The following is a 19,740-nucleotide window of genomic DNA, read 5'->3' as shown; positions in this document are numbered from 1 at the left end:
CTGACGCCCCCGGCCCTGCGCCCTTCCCCGATTTCCGATTTCCGATTCCCGACCGAAGCCCACCGAGGAGACCACCCACCATGCAGATCGACCTCCGCACCGTCAGCATCACCCCGCTGCGGCAGACCTACGACCACATCGCTGCACGCCTGGGCGGCGACAAGGCCGCCTCGCGCTACATCGAGGCCACGATGGACGTGCAGGCCAACGCCAACTTCCATTACCGCCCGACCTGGGATCCGGAGCACGAGATCTTCGACCCCTCGCGCACGAAGATCGTCATGAAGGACTGGTACGCCTTCAAGGACCCGCGCCAGTTCTACTACGGCACCTACACCCAGGCGCGCGCCCGGCTGCAGGAGACGGCGGAGTCGGACTTCGAGTTCATCGAGACGCGCGGCCTGGCCGAGGGCTACGACGACGCCGCACGCCGCACCGCGCTGGATTTCTACGTGCCGCTGCGCCATGTGGCCTGGGGCGCGAACATGAACGGCGCGTCGATGTGCGCCTACGGCTACGGCACCGCGATCACCCAGCCCTGCCTGTACCAGGGCATGGACCAGCTCGGCATCGCCCAGTACCTGACCCGCCTGGGCCTGGCGCTGGGCCAGCAGGGTGACCTGGAGGCCGGCAAGCAGGCCTGGCTGGAGGCATCGGCCTGGCAGCCGCTGCGCCGCTACGTGGAAGACACGTTCGTGCTGAAGGACTGGTTCGAGCTGTACGTGGCGCAGAACGTGGTGCTCGACGGCCTGCTGTTCGCGCTGGCCTACGGCGAGGTCGACCGGGCGCTGGCCGCCAAGGCGGGCCCGACGGTGTCGATGCTCACGCGCTTCCAGGCCGAGTGGTTCGTGGATTCGAGCAAGTGGGTGGACTCGGTGATGAAGATCGCCGCGGCCGAGAGCGCCGACAACAAGGCGCTGCTCAACGGCTGGGTTGCCCACTGGCGCGCCCGCGGCATCGAAGCGCTCGCGCCGATCGCCAGCCTGGCGCTGGGTGACGGCGCCGACGCCGCGATGGCGCGCGTGGCCGCGCTGCTCGACGCCCGCCTGGCCAAGGCCGGCCTGGGCGCGGCCTGACCCCGGCCATCGATTCACCCAAGATTCACGGAGACACCCGATGTCGAACGTATTCATCGCGTTCCAGAAGAACGAAGAGAGCCGCTGCATCGTCGAGGCCATCCTGGCCGACAACCCCGCGGCCGTGGTCAACGAGCAGCCCGCCATGGTCAAGGTCGACGTGCCTGGCCGCATGGTGATCCGCCGCGAGACGGTGGAAGAGCAGATGGGCCGCGACTTCGACCTGCAGGAGCTGCACGTCAACCTGATCACGATGTCCGGTCACGTGGAAGAGACCGACGACGAGTTCGCCCTTTCCTGGAAGAACTGAGGAGACACACCATGGACATGAAGGTCAACAAGAAGCTGGGCCTGAAGGAACGCTACAACCTGATGACGCGCGACCTGGCGTGGACGCCCACTTACCAGGCCGTGCAGGACGTCTACCCCTACGTCGAGTACGAGGGCATCAAGATCCACGACTGGGACAAGTTCGAGGATCCCTTCCGCATGACGATGGACGCCTACTGGAAGTACCAGGCGGAGAAGGAGAAGAAGCTCTACGCGATCATCGACGCGTTCAACCAGAACAACGGCCACCTCGGGCTGACCGACGCGCGCTACATCAACTCGCTCAAGCTGTTCCTGACGGGGGTGTCGCCGCTGGAGTACATGGCGCACCGCGGCTTCGCGCACGTCGGCCGGGCCTTCCCGGGGGCCGGCCCGCGCGTGGCCTGCCTGATGCAGAGCCTGGACGAGATCCGCCACTCGCAGACGCAGATCCACAGCCTGTCGAACTACAACAAGTTCTACAACGGCTTCCAGAACTGGCGCCACCAGCACGACCGGGTCTGGTACCTGTCGGTGCCGAAGTCCTTCTTCGACGACGCGATCACCGCCGGCCCGTTCGAGTACATGATCGCGATCGGCTTCGCGTTCGAGTACGTGCTGACCAACCTGCTGTTCGTGCCCTTCATCTCGGGTGCGGCCTACAACGGCGACATGGGGGCGATGGCCTTCGGCTTCTCGGCGCAGTCCGACGAGTCGCGCCACATGACGCTGGGCCTGGAGATCATCAAGTTCATCCTGGAGCAGGACCCGGATAACCTGCCCATCGTGCAGGCCTGGATCGACAAGTGGTTCTGGCGTGGCTACCGCGTGCTCACGCTGGTGGCCATGATGATGGACTACATGCTCCCGAAGAAGGTCATGAGCTGGAAGGAGGCCTGGGAGATCTACGCCGAGCAGAACGGCGGCGCCCTGTTCAACGACCTGGCGCGCTACGGCATCAAGGTGCCGGCCGGCTGGACGCAGGCCTGCAAGGACAAGGAGCACCTCTCGCACCAGGCCTGGGCGGTGTTCTACAACTACGGGGCCGCCGCGCCCTTCCACACCTGGGCGCCCAGCGAGAAGGACATGGAGTGGCTGTCGGCCAAGTACCCCGACACCTTCGACAAGTACTACCGCCCGCGCTACGAGCACTGGGGCAAGGAGGCCGCGGAGGGCCGGCGCTTCTACAACACGACGCTGCCGATGTTGTGCCAGACCTGCCAGATCCCGATGTTCTTCACCGAACCGGACGATCCCACCAAGATCGCCTACCGCGAGAGCACCTACCACGGCATGAAGTACCACACCTGCTCGGACGGCTGCAAGGCGATCTTCGACAACGAGCCGGAGAAGTACATCCAGAGCTGGCTGCCGGTGCACCAGATCTACCAGGGCAACTGCTTCACCCCCGAGGCCAACCCGGGCGCGCCGGACTTCAACCCGCTGATGGAAGTGCTGAAGTGGTACCGCATGGAGTTCGGCCGCGACAACCTCGACTACGAGGGCTCGCCGGACCAGAAGAACTTCAACGCCTGGAAGCAGGCGGCCACCGGCAACTGAGCCTGGCTGCCGCCATTGCCTGATCCGGCCCGGCCGGTGCCTGTTGCGGCGCCGGCCGGCCCACCGACTTTCGAAACGGAGACATCCCCATGGCCGTCACTGCCATCGGCAAGTACGAATTTGCCCCCAAGGACCCTGTCGAGAAGTTCCCTGCCCCGCTGCTGTTCGTCGGCTGGGAGGACCACCTGATGTTCTGCGCGCCGTTCGCGGTGCCGTTCCCGCCGACGCTGAAGTTCGGCGACATGTGCCGCGGCGCCTTCCCGGGCATCTTCGGCGCGCACCCGGAGTTCGCCCAGATCGACTGGGAGAAGGCCGAGTGGTTCAAGTCCGGCCAGCCCTGGCAGCCGGACCCCGAGAAGAGCCTGGCCGAGAACGGCCTGGGCCACAAGGACGTGATCCGCTTCCGCACGCCCGGTCTCACCGGCTTCAAGGGCTCCTGCAGCTGAGCCAGACCCACCCCCGTAGCGGCTGACGCCGCTCCCCCTCAAGGGGGCGACGCCAGTGGACCGGCAAAGCCGGCTCCACGGCGTCTGCTGGGTACACCCTAGTTTCGCGCCCGGCACCCGTTCTGCAATGCACCACCCGCCATGTCCCATTCGCTGACCATCGAACCGCTCGGCCAGACGCTGGAAGTCGAGGAGGGCCAGACCATCCTCGACGCCGCGCTGCGCGCGGGCATCTACCTGCCGCACGCCTGCTGCCACGGGCTGTGCGCCACCTGCAAGGTGAGCGTCACCGACGGTGAGATCGACCACGGCGAGGCCTCCAACTTCGCGCTGATGGACTACGAGCGCGAGGAGGGCCTGTGCCTGGCCTGCTGCGCGACGCTGCAGTCCGACGTGGTGATCGAGGCCGAGATCGAGGCCGACGACGACGCCCGCAACCTGCCGGTGCGCGACTTCCCGGGCACCGTCAGCCGCATCGAGGCGCTGACGCCCACGATCAAGGGCGTGTGGATCACGCTGGACAAGCCGATGGACTTCCAGGCCGGCCAGTACATCAACCTGGCACTGCCGGACGGCACGGGCTCGCGCGCCTTCTCGCTGGCCAATGCGCCGCAGCAGGCGGGCGAGGTCGAACTCAACATCCGCCACGTGCCGGGAGGCCATGCCACCACCTGGGTGCATCAGCAGATGAAGGTCGGCGACCGGGTCAAGCTGGCCGGGCCCTACGGGCGCTTCTTCGTGCGCAAGTCGGCCAACGTGCCCTCGCTGTTCCTGGCCGGTGGCTCCGGGCTGTCGAGCCCCAAGTCGATGATCCTGGACCTGCTGGCAGACCAGGCGAACGGGGGCGCCTCCCTGCCGATCACGCTGGTCTACGGCGCGCGCAACCGTGCCGAGCTGTACGACCACGACCTGTTCACCGCGCTGGCGGCGCAGCACCCGCACTTCACCTACGTGCCGGCGCTGTCGGACGAGCCGGCCGACTCGGGCTGGACAGGGTTCCGGGGCTTCGTGCACGACGCCGCCAAGGCGCACTTCGACAACGACTTCCGCGGGCGCAAGGCCTACCTCTGCGGCCCGCCGATCATGATCGACGCCTGCATCACGACGCTGATGCAGGGCCGGCTGTTCGAGCGCGACATCTACACCGAGAAGTTCATCTCGGCCGCGGACGCCGCGCAGCAGATGCGCAGCCCCTTGTTCAAGCGGATCTGAAGTTCCGGCTGGGCACACGCGCAAAGCCATGCACTACGTCCAGGAAAGCAGCCAACACCGGCGAGGTGTCGCCGCGCCGGTAGAGGCAGCTCAGCTCCACGTCGCGCAGGTGGCGGCTGGACAGCGGGCGAAAGGCCACGCCCGGCAGACGCAGGTTGGTGGCCGACTGCGTCGTGATCGCCAGCCCGAAGCCACTGGCCACCAGGGCCACGGCGGTGAGCACGTCCTCGACGTCCTGCTCCAGGCGCATCGTCAGACCCTCGGCGCGGAAGGCATCGGCAATCTCCTGCGCCAGCCCGCGCATCGGGATGTTGGGGTAGAGGATCAGCGGCAGGCCTTCCAGTTCGGCGATCGGGATGCTCGGGCGCACCGCCAGCGGGTGGCCCTCCGGCAGCGCCACCACCAGCGGCTCGCGCAGGATGGGCTCGATCACCAGGTCCTCGTCCTCCGGCACCAGGCGGTTGAAGCCGACCGTGAGGCGGCGCTCGCGCAGGGCCTGCAGCTGCTCGGCCTTGGTGAGGTTGTGCAGCTTGATCTTCACGTCCGGCCGCGCGGTGTGGAAGCGCGCCAGCATGCGCGGGATCACGTCCAGCACGCCCGAGCCGAACAGGCCCACGTCGAGCTGGCCGATCAGCCCCTGGCCGGCGCGCCGGGTGCGCTCCTTGGCGCGCTGGGCCAGCGCGAGCAGGTTGGGTACCTCGTCGAGCAGCGTCTGCCCGGCCTCGGTCAGCTCCACGCCCTTGGGTGTGCGGATGAACAGCTGCGCGCCCAGCTCGTCCTCCATCGCCCGGATCTGGCGCGACAGCGGCGGCTGGGCGATGTGCAGCCGCTCGGCCGCACGGCCGAAGTTCCGCTCCTCGGCCAGGGCAAGGAAGTAGCGCATTTCACGCAGGTCCATGTCGGGGCTCCAGATCGGGCTTGTGGGCAGTCAACTCGATACTCAGCAGGTATTGAGATTGGAATATATGGTATTGGACAGTATCGAGCCACGGTTCCATCATCCCGGGCACTCAAGGTGAAAGCGGCTTCAAGTCCGCAGCAACACCAGACAGGAGACAGGTAAGTGGTTCGATACGACATCCTGATCGAAGACACCGGCGAGACCTACCGCTGCGCCGAGACGCGTTCGCTGCTGGAGGGCATGGAGGCCCTCGGGCGCAAAGGCATCCCGGTGGGCTGCCGCAACGGCGGCTGTGGCGTGTGCAAGGTGCAGGTCACCGAGGGCAGCTACGTGGCCCGGGTGATGAGCCGGGAGCACGTGAGCGAGGAAGACGAGCGCGAGGGCCGCGTGCTGGCCTGCCGCGTTCGCCCCACCAGCGACGTGCACCTGACGGTGATCGGAAAGATGAAAAAGAGCGTCGTCCGCGGGGTTGAGACGGCCGGCGCCCCCACTTCCCACTCAACCTGACCTCAAGAAGGAGACCGAAATGGCAATGACTGGTGTGCTGCGTCCGGGCCACGCGGTGGTGCGTGTGCTGGACCTGGACGAGTCGGTGAAGTTCTACACCGACGTGATGGGCCTGAAGGAAACCGGGCGCGACAACTCGGGCCGCGTGTACTTCAAGTGCAACGAGGAGCACGATCACAACAGCTTCGTGATCCGCAAGGCCGACAGTGCCGGCCTGGATGCCTTCGCCTTCAAGGTGCTGAACAACGCCACGTTGAACGAGCTGGAAGGCAAGCTCAAGGACTACGGCGTGACCACCGAGCGTGTGCCCGCCGGTGAGATGCTGGAAACCGGCGAGCGCGTGCGCTTCAAGCTGCCGACGGAACACGTGATCGAGCTGTATGCCCAGAAGACCGACGTGGGCAATGGCATCGGCTACGTGAACCCGGAAGCCTTCCAGCAGGGCCTCAAGGGCATCAACCCGCTGCGCATGGACCACTGCCTGATCTACGGCCCGGACATCGACGCCAACCGCAAGCTGTTCGAGGAGGTGCTGGGCTTCGGCATGGTGGAGCACATCCTGCTCGAAGACGGCAAGACCGACCTGGCCACCTGGCTGTCCTGCGGCACCAAGGCGCACGACATCGCGATGGTTCGCCACGGCGAACCCGCCAAGCTGCACCACGTGAGCTTCCTGCTGGAGACCTGGGAGCAGGTGCTGCGCGCCGCCGACATCATGTCGATGCACCGCGTCTCGATCGACATCGGCCCGACCCGCCACGGCGTCACCCGCGGCACGACGATCTATTTCTTCGACCCGTCGGGCAACCGCATGGAGACCTTCTGCGGCGGCAACTACTGGTACCCGGACATGCCGCCGATCACCTGGACCTGGGACGAAGTGGGCGCCGGCGTATTCTATCACGACCGCAAGCTCAACGAGCGCTTCCTGAGCGTTGTGACCTGAAGGGATGGTCGCCCACCCCCGTTGCGCCTGACGGCGCTCCCCCTCAAGGGGGCGACGCGAGTGGACCGGCCAAGCCGGATCCACCGCGTCCACTCACGGGGGCCGTTGGCCCCCAGTGGTTTCCTCCTCTTCGCTACCGGCTGCAGTCATGACTCAACACAGTGTTCCTGTCCGTTGCATCACCGCTTCGGCCGCATCGGCTGCCGTCCAGGCGGCCGTGGCGAAGGCGGAGGCCCTGGGCATACGCATCAACGTTGCCGTCACCGATGCCTCGGGCACGTTGATGGCGTTCTTGCGCATGCCCGGGGCCTTCCTGCATTCGATCGACATCGCCATCGACAAGGCCTACACCGCGGCGAGCTTCGGGTTTCCGACCTCGCAGTGGGGCGGCGTGATCGGTGACGACGAGTTGCTGCGCATCGGGCTGAACCAGCGCGCCCGCCTCGTGCTCTTCGGCGGCGGGCTGCCCGTCGTCGAGGGCGACGAGCGCATCGGCGGCATCGGCGTGTCCGGTGGCTCGGCCGAGCAGGACGAGGTCTGCGCCGCCGCGGGGCTCGCGGCGCTGGGCCTGGCCTGAGCGCCCTTGAAAACGATCATCATCGTCGCGTCGTCCATCGCGTCAGCATCAACGCACTATCTGCCATGAAACAGTTCCTGAACTTCATCAACGGCGAGTTCGTCGCCACCGGCAAGACTTTCGAAGACCGCATCCCGGCCACCAACGAGGTGATCGGCCTGGTGCACGAGGCCGGCCAGGCGGAGGTGGACGCTGCCGTCGCCGCGGGCCGCGCCGCGCTGAAGGGCGAGTGGGGCCGCATGTCGGTGGTCAAGCGCACGGAACTGCTGCACGCAGTGGCCGATGAAATCAACCGCCGTTTTGACGATTTCCTGGCCGCCGAGCTGGCCGACACTGGCAAGCCGCGTTCGCTCGCCTCGCACATCGACATCCCGCGCGGCGCCGCCAACTTCAAGGTCTTTGCCGACATCGTCAAGAACGTGCCCACCGAGAGCTTCCAGATGACCACGCCCGACGGCGGCACGGCCATCAGCTACGGCGTGCGCAGCCCCCTGGGCGTGATCGGCGTGATCTGCCCCTGGAACCTGCCGCTGCTGCTGATGACCTGGAAGGTCGGCCCGGCGCTGGCCTGTGGCAACACCGTGATCGTCAAGCCCTCGGAAGAAACCCCCGCCACCGCCACGCTGCTGGGCGAGGTGATGAACACGGTGGGCATCCCCAAGGGCGTGTATCAGGTGCTACACGGCTTCGGTCCCGGATCGGCGGGCGCCTTCATCACCCAGCACCCGGGCGTCAACGGCATCACCTTCACCGGTGAAACGCGCACCGGCGAGGCCATCATGGCCGCCGCCGCCAAGGGCGTGCGTCCGGTCAGCTTCGAGCTCGGCGGCAAGAACGCCGGCATCGTCTTTGCTGATGCGGACTTCGACAAGGCGGTGGCCGGCATCACCCGCAGCGCCTTCGAGAACTGCGGCCAGGTCTGCCTGGGCACCGAGCGCGTGTACGTGCAGCGCCCGATCTTTGAGAAGTTCGTGGCCGCGCTCAAGGCCAAGGCCGAGGGCCTGAAGGTCGGCGGCCCCGACACCCCGGGCGTCGGCCTGGGCCCGCTGATCTCTGCCGAGCACCGGCAGAAGGTGCTGGGCTACTACGCCAAGGCCAAGGAGGCCGGCGCCACGGTGGTCACCGGTGGCGGCACGCCCCCGATGGAAGGCGAGTACGCCAACGGCCACTTCGTGCAGCCCACCATCTGGACCGGCCTGCCCGAGAGCGCCGCGGTGATCCGCGAGGAGATCTTCGGCCCCTGCTGCCACATCGCCCCCTTCGACACCGAGGAAGAGGCAATCGAGCTGGCCAACGCCACCGACTACGGCCTGGCCACCACGGTCTGGACCTCCGACATCGGCACCGCCACCCGCGTGGCCAACGCCATCGAGGTAGGCCTGTGCTGGGTCAACAGCTGGTTCCTGCGCGACCTGCGCACGGCCTTTGGCGGCGCCAAGGCCTCGGGCATCGGCCGCGAGGGCGGTGTGCATTCGCTGGAGTTCTATACGGAACTCCGCAACGTGATGATCAAAATCTGAGGACGGCCTCGATGACCCCCGAGAAGATCCAAGCCTACGGCGACGAGCTCTACCAGTCGCTGCTCAGCCGCGTGCCGGTGGAGCCGCTCACCAACCGCGAGGCCGACATCACCGTCGCCGACGCCTACCAGATCCAGCTGCGCATGATCCAGCGCCGCCTCGATGCGGGTGAGATCGTCGTCGGCAAGAAGATCGGCGTGACCAGCAAGGTGGTGATGGACATGCTGGGCGTGAACCAGCCGGACTTCGGCCACCTGCTCTCGGGCATGGTGTTCAACGAAGGCGAGCCGGTGGACACCAGCAAGCTGATCGCGCCCAAGGCCGAGGCCGAAGTCGCCTTCATCCTGGCGCGTGACCTCACCGGCCCGGGCGTGACCGCGGCCGACGTGCTGCGCGCCACCGACTGCGTGATGCCCTGCTTCGAGATCGTCGACAGCCGCATCCGCGACTGGAAGATCAAGATCCAGGACACCGTGGCGGACAACGCCAGCTGTGGCGTGCTGACCCTGGGCGGCACCCGCCGCAGCCCGCACGACCTCGACCTGGCGCTGGCCGGCATGGTGCTGGAGAAGAACGGCGAAATCATCTCGACCTCCTGCGGCGCCTCGGTGCAGGGCTCGCCCGTCAACGCGGTGGCCTGGCTGGCCAACACGCTGGGCGCACTGGGCATCACGCTCAAGGCCGGCGACATCATCCTGTCGGGCTCGCAGTCGCCGCTGGTGCCAGTCAAGGCCGGCGACAGCCTGCACGCCTCGGTGGGCGGTCTCGGCAGCACCTCGGTGCGCTTCATCTGAGCCCCCACGCTCCCTGCCGGTCGCTGCCCCCCGAGGGGGCGCAGGCAGCGGACCGGCGGAGCCGGATCCACGCCTGGACCTTGCTGAAGAAAGAGATACACCATGGCACTTGATCGCAAAGACATCGAGGCGCTGGCCGCCCACCTGGAATCGGCCGAGCTGGAGGCGCGCGACGTCACCAAGATCACCGACGACTACCCGCAGATGGACTGGGCCGACGCCTACGACATCCAGGACGAGATCCGCCGCCGCAAGGAAGCACGTGGCCACAAGACCGTCGGCCTCAAGGCCGGCCTGACCTCGTTCGCGAAGATGAAGCAGATGGGCGTGGACGTGCCCTGCTTCGGCTTCGTCTCCGACTACATGGCCCGCCCGGACGGCGGAGAGATCCAGACCTCGGAACTGATCCACCCCAAGGTGGAGGCCGAGATCTGCATCGTCACCAAGGCGCCTTTGCGCGGCCCGGGCTGCCACGTCGGCGCGGTGATGGCGGCGATCGACTTCGTCCTCCCCGCGGTCGAGATCATCGACAGCCGCTACCGCGACTTCAAGTTCGACCTCAAGAGCGTGATTGCCGACAACACCTCGGCCTCGCGCTTCGTGATCGGCGGGCGCTCGCGCCGCGTCGAGGAGCTGGACCTGCGCACGCTGGGCGTGGTGCTGGAGAAGAACGGCCAGATCATGGCCATGGCCGCCGGCGCCGCGGTGCTGGGCCACCCGGCCGCCGCGGTGGCGATGATGGCCAACCACCTGGGCGCGCGCGGCCAGGAAATCCCGGCCGGCACCTTCATCATGACCGGTGGCGTCACCGAGGCCATCGCGGTGCAGGCCGGCGACAGCGTCAACGTGCGCTTCCAGGACCTGGGCAGCGTCTCCATGAAGTTCGTCTGATCGGCGACGGCCCGCCATGAGCTCCCCCGAAATCGCCCGGCGCGTCCGCACCGGCGCCTTCGAGACCAACTGCCACGACATCGGCAGCGCCCAGTCCGGGCAACCGCCGGTGCTGCTGGTGCACGGCTCCGGGCCGGGCGTGAGCGCCTGGGCCAACTGGCGCCTTGTCATGCCTGAACTCGCCAAGTCCCGGCGTGTGCTGGCGCCGGACATGGTCGGCTTCGGCTTCACGGACCGGCCGGCGGGGCAGGCCTACTCGATGGACGTCTGGGTGCAGCAGGCGCTGGACCTGCTGGATGCGCTCGGCGTGCCGCAGGTCGACCTGGTCGGCAACTCCTTCGGTGGCGCGCTGTCGCTGGCGCTGGCCATCCGTGCGCCGCAGCGGGTGCGTCGGCTGGTGCTGATGGGCAGCGTCGGCGTGCCCTTCGCGATCACGCCGGGGCTGGACGCGGTGTGGGGCTACGAGCCCTCGCTGGCGGCGATGAAGGGGCTGCTGGACCTCTTTGCCTACAGCCGTGCCCTGGTCACCGACGAGCTGGCCGAGCTGCGCTACCAGGCCAGCATCCGGCCGGGCTTCCAGGAGTCGTTTGCCGCGATGTTCCCCGCCCCGCGCCAGCGCTGGGTGGACGCGATGGCCAGCGCCGAGGCCGACATCCGCGCGCTGCCCCATGAGACGCTGGTGATCCACGGCCGCGAGGACCGGGTGATCCCGCTGCAGAACTCGCTGACGCTGGCCGACTGGATTCCCAACAGCCAGCTGCACGTCTTCGGCCACTGCGGCCACTGGACACAGATCGAGCACGCGGGCCGCTTCGCCCGGCTGGTGGGCGACTTCTTTGCCGAGGCGGACGCGCAGTCATGAACGCTCCCGCCGCTGCGTCCGGCAAACCCGTGACGGTGCTGGTCACCCGCCGCGTCAAGGCCGGCCACGAGGCCGCCTTCGAAGCGGCGATGACGCAGATGATCGCCGCAGCCGCCACCTTTTCAGGCCACCTCGGTGGGCACCTGATCCGCCCGGGCGAGGATGCGAGCGGCGATGACGGCAGGGAGGGCAACCTCTACCACGTCATCTTTGCCTACGACTCGGCCGAGCACCTGGCCGCCTGGCAGAGCTCGCCGGTGCGCTCGCTGGGCCTGACCGCGGTGGCGCCGCACACCGAGGGCGAGCAGCAGCTGCGCCAGCTCACCGGGTTGGCGCACTGGTTCGTCGATCCCAAGGGGCCGAAGCTGACCCCGCCGCCGCGCTGGAAGGTGGCCATCGTCACCTGGCTGGGCATCTTCCCGACGGTGCTCTTCCTCTTCCTCACCGTCGTGCCGCTGCTGGCCGACTGGCCGCTGGTGCCGCGCACGATGCTCGTCACCGCGCTGGTGGTGCTGATCATGACCTGGGGCGTCGCGCCACGGCTGACGCAGTGGCTCAAGCCCTGGCTGCACCCGGCGCCCAAACCTGCCTGAACCCATGGACCTGCAACTCAAAGGCCGGCGCGCGCTAGTGACCGGCTCCACCGCCGGCATCGGCTTCGCGATCGCGAAGGCCCTGGCCGCCGAAGGCGCGGCGGTGGTCATCAACGGCCGTGCGGCCGACCGCGTCGAGGCGGCGCTGGCGCAATTGCGATCCGCCTGCCCCGGTGCCGAGGTGACGGGCGTCACCGCCGACCTCGCCAGCGCCGAGGGCTGTGCCGCGCTGGTCGCGGCCTGTCCGGACGTGGATGTGCTGGTCAACAACCTGGGCATCTTCGACCCCAAGCCCTTCGAGGACATCCCGGACGCCGACTGGCTGCGCTTCTTCGAGACCAACGTGATGAGCGGCGTGCGCCTGGCGCGCGCCTACCTGGGCGCCATGAAGCGGCGCAACTGGGGCCGCATCGTCTTCATCTCCAGCGAGTCCGGGATGTGCCCACCCGCGGAAATGGTGCATTACGGCATGACCAAGTCGGCGCAGATCTCGGTGGCCCGCGGCCTGGCGGAGACCTGCGCCGGCACCGGCGTGACGGTCAACAGCGTGCTGCCCGGCCCGACGCTGACGCAGGGCGCCGAGGACTTCTTCGCCACGCTGGCGGCCGAGAAGGGCCAGACCTTTGACGAGGCGGCGCGCGACTTCTTCGCCCACGGCCGGCCCACCTCGATCCTCAAGCGCTTCATCCAGCCACACGAGGTGGCCTCGATGGTCGCCTACGTCTGCAGCCCGCTGGCCGCGGCCACCCAGGGCGCCGCCCTGCGGGTCGAGGGCGGCGTGGTGCGCAGCCTCTGACCTCACCCGATTTCACAACCTTTCCTCCCAAGGACACTCCGATGAACAAGATCAAGTGCGCCCTGATCGGTCCCGGCAACATCGGCACCGACCTGCTGGCCAAGCTCCAGCGCAGCCCGGTGCTCGAACCGGTGTGGATGGTGGGCATCGACCCCGAATCCGACGGCCTCAAGCGGGCCCGCGAGATGGGCATCAAGACCACCGCCGAAGGCGTGGACGGGCTCGTTCCGCACATGCGTGCTGACGGCGTGCAGATCGTCTTCGACGCCACGTCGGCCTACGTGCACGCCGAGAACTCGCGCAAGGTCAACGCCCAGGGCGCGCTGATGATCGACCTCACGCCCGCGGCCATCGGCCCGTACTGCGTGCCGCCGGTCAACCTGGCCGAGCACGTCGGCAAGGGCGAGATGAACGTCAACATGGTCACCTGCGGGGGCCAGGCCACCATCCCGATGGTGGCGGCGGTTTCCCGCGTGCAACCGGTGGCCTACGGCGAGATCGTCGCCACCGTGTCCTCGCGCTCGGTCGGCCCCGGCACCCGCAAGAACATCGACGAGTTCACCCGCACCACCGCCGGCGCGGTCGAGCGCGTGGGTGGCGCCAGGAAGGGCAAGGCCATCATCGTCATCAACCCGGCCGAGCCGCCGCTGATCATGCGCGACACGGTGCACTGCCTGGTCGAGGGCGAGGTCAACCGCGAAGGCATCACCGAAAGCATCCACGCGATGATCCGCGAGGTGCAGAAGTACGTGCCGGGCTACAAGCTGGTCAACGGACCGGTCTTCGACGGCCAGCGCGTCTCGGTCTACATGGAGGTCGAAGGCCTGGGTGACTACCTGCCCAAGTACGCCGGCAACCTCGACATCATGACCGCCGCAGCGGCGCGCACCGCCGAGATGTTCGCCGAGGAGATCCTCGCCGGGCGCCTCACCCTGCAACCCACGGCCGCCGCCACCGCCGCTGTTTGAGCCGGGAGAAGAACATGGACCTGAACGGCAAGACGATCACCCTGCACGACATGACCCTGCGCGACGGGATGCACCCGAAGCGCCACCTGATGACGCTCGACCAGATGAAGTCGATCGCCCAGGGCCTGGACGAGGCCGGCGTGCCGCTGATCGAAGTCACCCACGGCGACGGCCTGGGCGGCTCAAGCGTCAACTACGGCTTCCCGGCGCACACCGACGAGGAGTACCTGGGCACCGTCATCCCGCTGATGAAGCAGGCCAAGGTCTCGGCGCTGCTGCTGCCGGGCATCGGCACCGTCGACCACCTGAAGATGGCGCACGGCCTGGGCGTGCACACCATCCGCGTGGCCACGCACTGCACCGAGGCCGATGTGAGCGAGCAGCACATCACCTTCGCACGCCAGCTGGGCATGGACACCGTGGGCTTCCTGATGATGGCGCACATGAACAGCGCCGAAGGCCTGGTCAAGCAGGCCAGGCTGATGGAGAGCTACGGCGCCAACTGCATCTACGTCACCGACTCGGCCGGCTACCTGCTGCCCGACGGCGTGAAGGAGCGCCTCAGCGCTGTGCGCGACGCACTCAAGCCCGAGACCGAACTGGGCTTCCACGGCCACCACAACCTGGCCATGGGCGTGGCCAACAGCATCGCGGCGATCGAGTGCGGCGCCACGCGCATCGACGCGGCGGCCGCAGGCCTGGGCGCCGGCGCCGGCAACACGCCGATGGAGGTGCTGGTCGCGGTGCTGGACCGCATGGGCGCCAAGACCGGCGTGGACGTCTGGAAGATCCAGGACGTGGCCGAGGACCTGGTGTTCCCGATCATGGACTTCCCGATCCGCATCGACCGCGACGCGTTGACGCTGGGCTACGCCGGGGTGTACGGCAGCTTCCTGCTGTTCGCCAAGCGCGCGGGCGCCAAGTACGGCATCCCGGCGCGCGACATCCTGGTCGAGCTGGGCCGCAAGAAGATGGTGGGCGGTCAGGAGGACATGATCGAGGACACCGCGATGACGATGGCGCGCGAGCGCGGGCTGAAGATCAGCTGAGCACGGGCTTGATGAAGATGACGCAACGTTTCCCCTCCCGCCGCCACGCGCTGGCGCTCACCCTGGCCGCCGCCCTGGGCGCGGCCCCGTTCGGCAGCGCCCTGGCGGCCGACGCCTACCCGAGCAAGCCGATCAAGGTCATCGTCCCCTTCGCGCCGGGCGGCCCCACCGACATCATGGGCCGCTACGTGGCCAAGGTGATCGGCGACGCGCTGAAGCAGACGGTGATCGTCGAGAACCGCGCCGGTGCCGGTGGCAACCTGGGCACCGACGCGGTGGCCAAGTCCGCCCCGGACGGCTACACGCTGGGCATCGGCGCGATCAGCAGCCTGGCGATCGCCCCGGGGCTGTACGAGAAGCTGCCGTACAACGCTGCCAAGGACTTCGCGCCGATCACGCTGGTGGGCATCGCCAAGGGCGCCATCCTGGCGCACCCGTCGGCTCCCTTCAACGACCTGAAGGGCATGCTGGCCTACGCCAAGGCCAACCCCGGCAAGCTGAACTACGCCAGCTCGGGCATCGGCACGGCCAACCACCTGGCGGGCGAGTACCTGCAGTCGCTGGCCGGGGTGGACCTGCAGCACGTGCCCTACAAGGGCACCGCCGCCGCGGTGCAGGACCTGCTGGCCGGCAACGTGCTGCTGAGCGTGGAAAGCTCGCTGACCAGCGCGGCGCAGCATGTGACCTCCGGCAAGCTGAAGGCCATCGCGATCACCTCGGCCACGCGCAGCAAGATGCTGCCCAACGTGCCGACGGTGGCCGAGCAGGGCTTCCCCGGCTTCGACGTGCCGACCTGGTTCGGCCTGATCGCCCCGGCCGGCACGCCCAAGGAGGTGGTGGCCACGCTGAACCGCGTCATCACCGATGCGCTGAAGTCGCCCGACGCCGCCGAGCGCTTTGCGCAGATCGGCGCCGAGCCGCACCCGACCACCCCCGACCAGTTCGGCGCCTATATCCGCGAGGAGACGGCGCGGTGGACCAAGGTGATCAAGTCCGCCAACATCAAGCCCGAGTGAGTGTCCGGGACAGGAGCCGACCATGCCGTTCGCACAGATCTACATGCTCGAAGGCCGCACGCCCGAGCAGAAGAAGGCCGTCATTGAGAAGGTGACCCAGGCGCTGCACGAGGCCACCGACGCGAAGGTGGAAACCATCCGCGTCTGGATCCACGAGATGCCCAAGGAGAACTGGGGCATTGCGGGGGTGTCGGCCAAAGACCTCGGGCGTTGACGCCGGCCCCGCCTGGGCGGGGGCATAGACTCGGCGCATCCTGTCCATGGAGGCGACGATGTCCCTGATCCACCTGGTTTCTCTGCTGGCCCTGCTGCAATACCTGTTCTTTGGCGCGCTGGTCGGCCAGGCGCGGGGGCGCTACGGGGTCGAGGCCCCGGCGATCACCGGGCACGAGCAGTTCGAGCGCATGTACCGCGTGCAAATGAACACGCTGGAGCTGCTGGTGGCCTTCCTGCCCGCGCTGTGGCTGGCGGCGCAGTACTGGTCGCCCGCCGGCATGGCGGCGGTTGGTGCGGTCTACCTGGTCGGCCGGCTGATCTACTGGCGGGCCTACACCCGCAACCCGGCGAGCCGCTCGCTGGGCTTCACGCTGAGCTTCCTGCCGATCGTGCTGCTGCTGCTCGCCGCACTGGGCGGCGCGGCCATGGCGCTGCCGCAATGACGGCGGCTCCCAACCCCTCCACTTCCGCCCAATCCGCCACGCCCGCCACGATCGGCTGGCAGGCCGCGGACGGCAGCGCGCAGCAGGCCACCTGGCACTCCGAGCGCGGCGTGGCGCCGCCGCGGCGCGTGCAGCGGGCCGACGACACGCTGCCGGCCGACACCGCCTACCGCCTGGCCTGCGAAGGCACGGCGCTGCTCTGGCAGGGCGACTTCCAGAACGCCCGCCACCTGCTGCAGGCCCTGGCCCGCCGCGCCGACCACGCGCCGCCGCAACGCAAGCAGCGCCAGGCCCGCCAGCAGGCCGGTAGCGCGGTGGTCTTCCCCGAGGCCTTCCACCGCCACCGCATGGCGCAGGCACAGCGCGCGCGCACCCTGGGCGCGGTACTGATTCCCTTCGAGCCGGGCTGGCAGATCCCGCTGCGCCGCGCCCCCGACGTGGCCGAGGCCTGCACCGAGGCCTGGGGGCCGCTGGCCGGCACGCGCGCGGTGGCCTCGCTGCGCGAGCTGCTCGGCGCGATCAGCGCACACGAATGGCGCCGCAACGGCGTGGTGATCCCCGCCCTGGCGCGGCTCGCCCCCGGGGGCGGTCAGGCCGACCCCGCGGGCGGGCGCATCCACCCGCACTACGGCGTGTTCTCACCGGTGCGCGGCGAGTACGTCGACTTGGTCGGGCAGGCGCCGTGGCCGGGCGGGCAGCCCCCGCAGCGGGCCTTCGACATCGGCACCGGCACCGGGGTGCTGGCCGCACTGCTGGCGCGGCGCGGTGCGGCACAGGTCGTGGCCACCGACCTCGATCCGCGTGCGCTGGCCTGCGCGGCCGGGAACATCGCCCGGCTGGGCGTGGCCGATCGGGTTGATCTGCAGTCGGCCGACCTCTTTCCGCCCGGCACGGCGGACGTGGTGGTCTGCAACCCACCGTGGCTGCCGGGGCGGCCCAGTTCGCCGCTGGAACATGCGGTCTACGACGAAGGCAGCCGCATGCTGCTGGGCTTCCTGAACGGGCTGCCTGCGCACCTGGCACCGGGCGGCGAGGGCTGGCTGATCCTGTCGGACCTGGCCGAACACCTCGGCCTGCGCAGCCGCGAGGAGCTGCTGAGTGCGATCGAACGCGCCGGCCTGCGCGTGCTCGGCCGGCTCGATGCCCGCCCGCACCACCCGAAGGCCAGCGACCGCGACGACCCGCTGCACGCGGCGCGCTCGAAGGAGGTCACGTCGCTGTGGCGGCTGGGGGCGGCGGCGCAGGGCTGAACGGGGCGAGCGCCGGCGCCGGCCCGCGCTTCAGCGCACCGTCACCGTCACCGGTGCCGAGGTGGTGACGGCACCTTCCTTGTCATAGGCCTTGGCCGTCAGCGTGTAGCTGCCGCGGGCCACCTTGGGCAGCACGTAGAGGTAGGGCGCCGTGGTCACGGTGGCCACGCGGGTGCTGCCGCGGTAGAACTCGACCTTCGCGATGCCGCTGTCGGCGTCGGTGGCGGCGGCCGTGAGGGTGATGTTGGCAGGCGCGCGAAAGGACGAGCCGGAGGTCGGCGCCGTCAGCGCAATCGTCGGGGCCACGTTCGGGGGCGGCGGATCGGGGGCGTTGGCGGTCTTCTGGATGGTGAAGTAGTCCAGCACGCCGCCGGTGGCGGCGATGTACTTCACGTCCATCTGGGTGCCCGACACGTCGATCACCACCGAGCCGGCGCGCTGGGCGGAGAACACCATCGCCGGGTGCTTGAGGTTGCCGGGATCGGCGCCGCCGGACGCGCCGTTGACGATGTACACGGTGCCCCGGTTGCCGACCTTGCCCAGCGGCTTGAGGTAGGCACCGTTGCCGTCCAGGCGGCCGTTGCCGGCGTTGTACTTCATGCGGGCAGTCAGCGTGCTCGACAGGCCGTAGTGGCCGTTGATCAGGCAGGAGCGCTCGTAGACATGGCTGTGCCCGCCCAGCACCAGATCGACGCCATGGCTCTCCAGGATGGGCAGGGCGTTGGTGCGCATCTCGGTCATCTGGACCTCGGACGTGCTGTCGGAGACGTGCGAGCCGTCGGAGTAGGGCGCGTGGTGCCAGTAGGCGACGACCCAGGGCAGGGTGTTGGCGGCCAGGTCGTTCTTCAGCCAGGTGAGCATCGTGCCGGTGGTCGCCCGTGACGAGGTCATCGAGTCCAGGCAGACGAAATGGATGTGGCCCAGGTTGAACGAGTAGTAGCGCGTGGACCCGGACGCCAACCCGCCCGCCTGCCCTGCCGAGGGGGCGTCGTAGATGCTGAAGTAGGGGATCGTCGCAGCGGGCGAGGTCGACTGGTCGGTGTCGTGGTTGCCGATGGTCGACAGCGTGGGGCAACTGCGCAGCATGCTGGCGTAGACGCCGAACAGGCGGGCCTGGAAGTCGGCGTCCAGCCCGTGGTCGTAGGCGTTGTCACCGAGCTGCAGCCACAGGTGGGTGGGGTTGCTGCCGGTATAGGCCGCGTAGGCATCGCGCGCGGCGGTCTGGTCGGCAAAGCCGGTGCCGGCATCGCCGACAACCCAGATGCGCGAGGCCCGTGTCGTGCCGGAGGTCGGGAAGGTGCGGAACGAGTATGACGCGTCGCCACCGGCCAGGGTGGTGCCGGCGTCGCCGACGGCGTAGTAGTACCGCACGTCCGGGCTGAGCCCGGTGAGGGTCACCGAGTGCTCGGTGGTGCTGTTGGTGAAGTTGCCGGCAGTGTCGGTCAGGCCCGTCACGCTGGTGCCGTAGCGCACGATGCTGCTGGTCGCCACCGCGGTGCGCCAGCGCACCGTCATGGACGTGGGCGTGGGCACCACCAGGAAGGGGCCGCGCAGGACCGACTGGACGACGGTCTGAGCCCGCGCCAGCACCGGCGCGGCCAAGCCCACGACCCCGAACAGCGCACGGCGCGACAGCGTGGGCGGGGGCAACCGGCGGCGTCTGGCCGGGACAGAGGAGGGTTGATCGGCCATGGATGCGAGGCAGAAGGAGAAAGGACAGGAGGCGACGAAGCCGACGCGAGCCGGCGACAGCCCGCGTTTCTAGCGCGAATCAGGCCCGCGGACGCCCCCGATGCAGGGGGCCTGCC

General features: G+C 68.7%; 23 protein-coding genes. 20 read left to right on the top strand and 3 right to left on the bottom strand.

Translation table 11 applies throughout. The annotated features are described in order from the left end of the window. The first annotated feature begins 80 nt into the window (after window positions 1–80). The 5 genes from NGK70_RS02120 (at window position 81) to NGK70_RS02100 (ending at window position 4,603) form a co-directional block, all read left to right on the top strand. Entirely contained in the window at window positions 81–1,076 is a 996-nt protein-coding gene (locus tag NGK70_RS02120) for an aromatic/alkene monooxygenase hydroxylase subunit beta (RefSeq protein WP_251971738.1), read from the top strand. Window positions 1,077–1,116: 40 nt separating this feature from the next. Then, entirely contained in the window at window positions 1,117–1,386 is a 270-nt protein-coding gene (locus tag NGK70_RS02115) for an MmoB/DmpM family protein (protein ID WP_251971737.1), read from the top strand. An 11-nt stretch (window positions 1,387–1,397) separates the two neighbouring features. Beyond that, entirely contained in the window at window positions 1,398–2,945 is a 1,548-nt protein-coding gene (locus NGK70_RS02110; protein WP_251971736.1) for an aromatic/alkene/methane monooxygenase hydroxylase/oxygenase subunit alpha, read from the top strand. 89 nt (window positions 2,946–3,034) lie between these two features. Then, window positions 3,035–3,391, top strand: a complete 357-nt coding sequence (locus NGK70_RS02105) for a phenol hydroxylase subunit P4 (protein WP_251971735.1) — start codon at window positions 3,035–3,037, stop codon at window positions 3,389–3,391. Window positions 3,392–3,532: 141 nt separating this feature from the next. Beyond that, complete coding sequence (locus NGK70_RS02100) at window positions 3,533–4,603, top strand: NADH:ubiquinone reductase (Na(+)-transporting) subunit F (protein WP_251971734.1); 1,071 nt, start codon at window positions 3,533–3,535, stop codon at window positions 4,601–4,603. Here NGK70_RS02100 and NGK70_RS02095 read toward each other — a convergent pair. Beyond that, window positions 4,590–5,501 (bottom strand): LysR family transcriptional regulator, encoded by a 912-nt coding sequence (locus NGK70_RS02095; RefSeq protein WP_251971733.1) that lies wholly within the window; start codon window positions 5,499–5,501, stop codon window positions 4,590–4,592. The two genes, NGK70_RS02100 and NGK70_RS02095, sit on opposite strands and share 14 nt — an antisense overlap. 165 nt (window positions 5,502–5,666) lie before the next feature. Here NGK70_RS02095 and NGK70_RS02090 point away from each other — a divergent pair, with 165 nt between their 5' ends. Together NGK70_RS02090 and NGK70_RS02085 are read left to right on the top strand one after the other, a co-directional pair. Further along, a complete protein-coding gene (locus tag NGK70_RS02090; protein ID WP_251971732.1) occupies window positions 5,667–6,011 on the top strand; it encodes a 2Fe-2S iron-sulfur cluster binding domain-containing protein in 345 nt (114 codons plus the stop codon). 19 nt (window positions 6,012–6,030) lie between these two features. Further along, window positions 6,031–6,957: a catechol 2,3-dioxygenase gene (locus NGK70_RS02085; protein ID WP_251971731.1), complete on the top strand. Its 927-nt coding sequence runs from the start codon at window positions 6,031–6,033 to the stop codon at window positions 6,955–6,957. A gap of 153 nt (window positions 6,958–7,110) precedes the next feature. Here the strand turns inward: NGK70_RS02085 and NGK70_RS02080 are convergent, their stop codons facing one another. Continuing rightward, a complete protein-coding gene (locus tag NGK70_RS02080; protein ID WP_251973913.1) occupies window positions 7,111–7,257 on the bottom strand; it encodes a hypothetical protein in 147 nt (48 codons plus the stop codon). Here NGK70_RS02080 and NGK70_RS02075 point away from each other — a divergent pair. The 13 genes from NGK70_RS02075 (at window position 7,193) to NGK70_RS02015 (ending at window position 17,932) form a co-directional block, all read left to right on the top strand. Next, a complete protein-coding gene (locus NGK70_RS02075) occupies window positions 7,193–7,534 on the top strand; it encodes a GlcG/HbpS family heme-binding protein (RefSeq protein WP_251973651.1) in 342 nt (113 codons plus the stop codon). The two genes, NGK70_RS02080 and NGK70_RS02075, sit on opposite strands and share 65 nt — an antisense overlap. A 65-nt stretch (window positions 7,535–7,599) precedes the next feature. After that, window positions 7,600–9,054: a 2-hydroxymuconic semialdehyde dehydrogenase gene (locus NGK70_RS02070; RefSeq protein ID WP_251971730.1), complete on the top strand. Its 1,455-nt coding sequence runs from the start codon at window positions 7,600–7,602 to the stop codon at window positions 9,052–9,054. 11 nt (window positions 9,055–9,065) lie between these two features. Then, window positions 9,066–9,848 carry a 2-oxopent-4-enoate hydratase gene (gene dmpE / locus NGK70_RS02065; protein WP_251971729.1) on the top strand — a complete coding sequence of 261 codons (783 nt, stop codon included), beginning with the start codon at window positions 9,066–9,068 and terminating at the stop codon, window positions 9,846–9,848. Between the two features lie 102 nt (window positions 9,849–9,950). Then, window positions 9,951–10,739 (top strand): 2-oxo-3-hexenedioate decarboxylase, encoded by a 789-nt coding sequence (gene dmpH, locus NGK70_RS02060; protein WP_251971728.1) that lies wholly within the window; start codon window positions 9,951–9,953, stop codon window positions 10,737–10,739. Between the two features lie 16 nt (window positions 10,740–10,755). Next, a complete protein-coding gene (locus tag NGK70_RS02055; protein WP_251971727.1) occupies window positions 10,756–11,601 on the top strand; it encodes an alpha/beta fold hydrolase in 846 nt (281 codons plus the stop codon). Then, window positions 11,598–12,194, top strand: a complete 597-nt coding sequence (locus NGK70_RS02050) for an antibiotic biosynthesis monooxygenase (protein ID WP_251971726.1) — start codon at window positions 11,598–11,600, stop codon at window positions 12,192–12,194. Before NGK70_RS02055 ends, NGK70_RS02050 begins: the two co-directional genes overlap by 4 nt. A gap of 4 nt (window positions 12,195–12,198) precedes the next feature. Next, window positions 12,199–12,990: an SDR family NAD(P)-dependent oxidoreductase gene (locus NGK70_RS02045; protein ID WP_251971725.1), complete on the top strand. Its 792-nt coding sequence runs from the start codon at window positions 12,199–12,201 to the stop codon at window positions 12,988–12,990. 41 nt (window positions 12,991–13,031) lie between these two features. Continuing rightward, window positions 13,032–13,958, top strand: coding sequence for an acetaldehyde dehydrogenase (acetylating) (locus NGK70_RS02040; protein WP_251971724.1), 927 nt, complete (start codon window positions 13,032–13,034; stop codon window positions 13,956–13,958). Window positions 13,959–13,972: 14 nt separating this feature from the next. Further along, on the top strand, window positions 13,973–15,007 hold the full coding sequence (gene dmpG, locus NGK70_RS02035; RefSeq protein WP_251971723.1) for a 4-hydroxy-2-oxovalerate aldolase: 1,035 nt from the start codon (window positions 13,973–13,975) through the stop codon (window positions 15,005–15,007). Window positions 15,008–15,018: 11 nt separating this feature from the next. Further along, window positions 15,019–16,023 carry a Bug family tripartite tricarboxylate transporter substrate binding protein gene (locus NGK70_RS02030; protein ID WP_251971722.1) on the top strand — a complete coding sequence of 335 codons (1,005 nt, stop codon included), beginning with the start codon at window positions 15,019–15,021 and terminating at the stop codon, window positions 16,021–16,023. 22 nt (window positions 16,024–16,045) lie between these two features. Then, window positions 16,046–16,237: a 2-hydroxymuconate tautomerase gene (gene thmT, locus NGK70_RS02025; RefSeq protein ID WP_251971721.1), complete on the top strand. Its 192-nt coding sequence runs from the start codon at window positions 16,046–16,048 to the stop codon at window positions 16,235–16,237. 58 nt (window positions 16,238–16,295) lie between these two features. Beyond that, entirely contained in the window at window positions 16,296–16,682 is a 387-nt protein-coding gene (locus NGK70_RS02020; protein ID WP_251971720.1) for an MAPEG family protein, read from the top strand. Then, complete coding sequence (locus NGK70_RS02015) at window positions 16,679–17,932, top strand: 50S ribosomal protein L11 methyltransferase (RefSeq protein WP_251971719.1); 1,254 nt, start codon at window positions 16,679–16,681, stop codon at window positions 17,930–17,932. The genes NGK70_RS02020 and NGK70_RS02015 overlap by 4 nt, the downstream gene beginning before the upstream one ends. A 30-nt stretch (window positions 17,933–17,962) precedes the next feature. Here NGK70_RS02015 and NGK70_RS02010 read toward each other — a convergent pair whose 3' ends face one another. Beyond that, a complete protein-coding gene (locus NGK70_RS02010; RefSeq protein WP_251971718.1) occupies window positions 17,963–19,582 on the bottom strand; it encodes an Ig-like domain-containing protein in 1,620 nt (539 codons plus the stop codon). Between the last annotated feature and the right edge of the window lie 158 nt (window positions 19,583–19,740).

This window comes from Sphaerotilus microaerophilus (assembly GCF_023734135.1).
Lineage (GTDB): Bacteria > Pseudomonadota > Gammaproteobacteria > Burkholderiales > Burkholderiaceae_C > Sphaerotilus > Sphaerotilus microaerophilus.
Note: the sequence above shows the minus strand (reverse complement) of the source record. Positions and strands in the feature narration are given on the sequence as shown.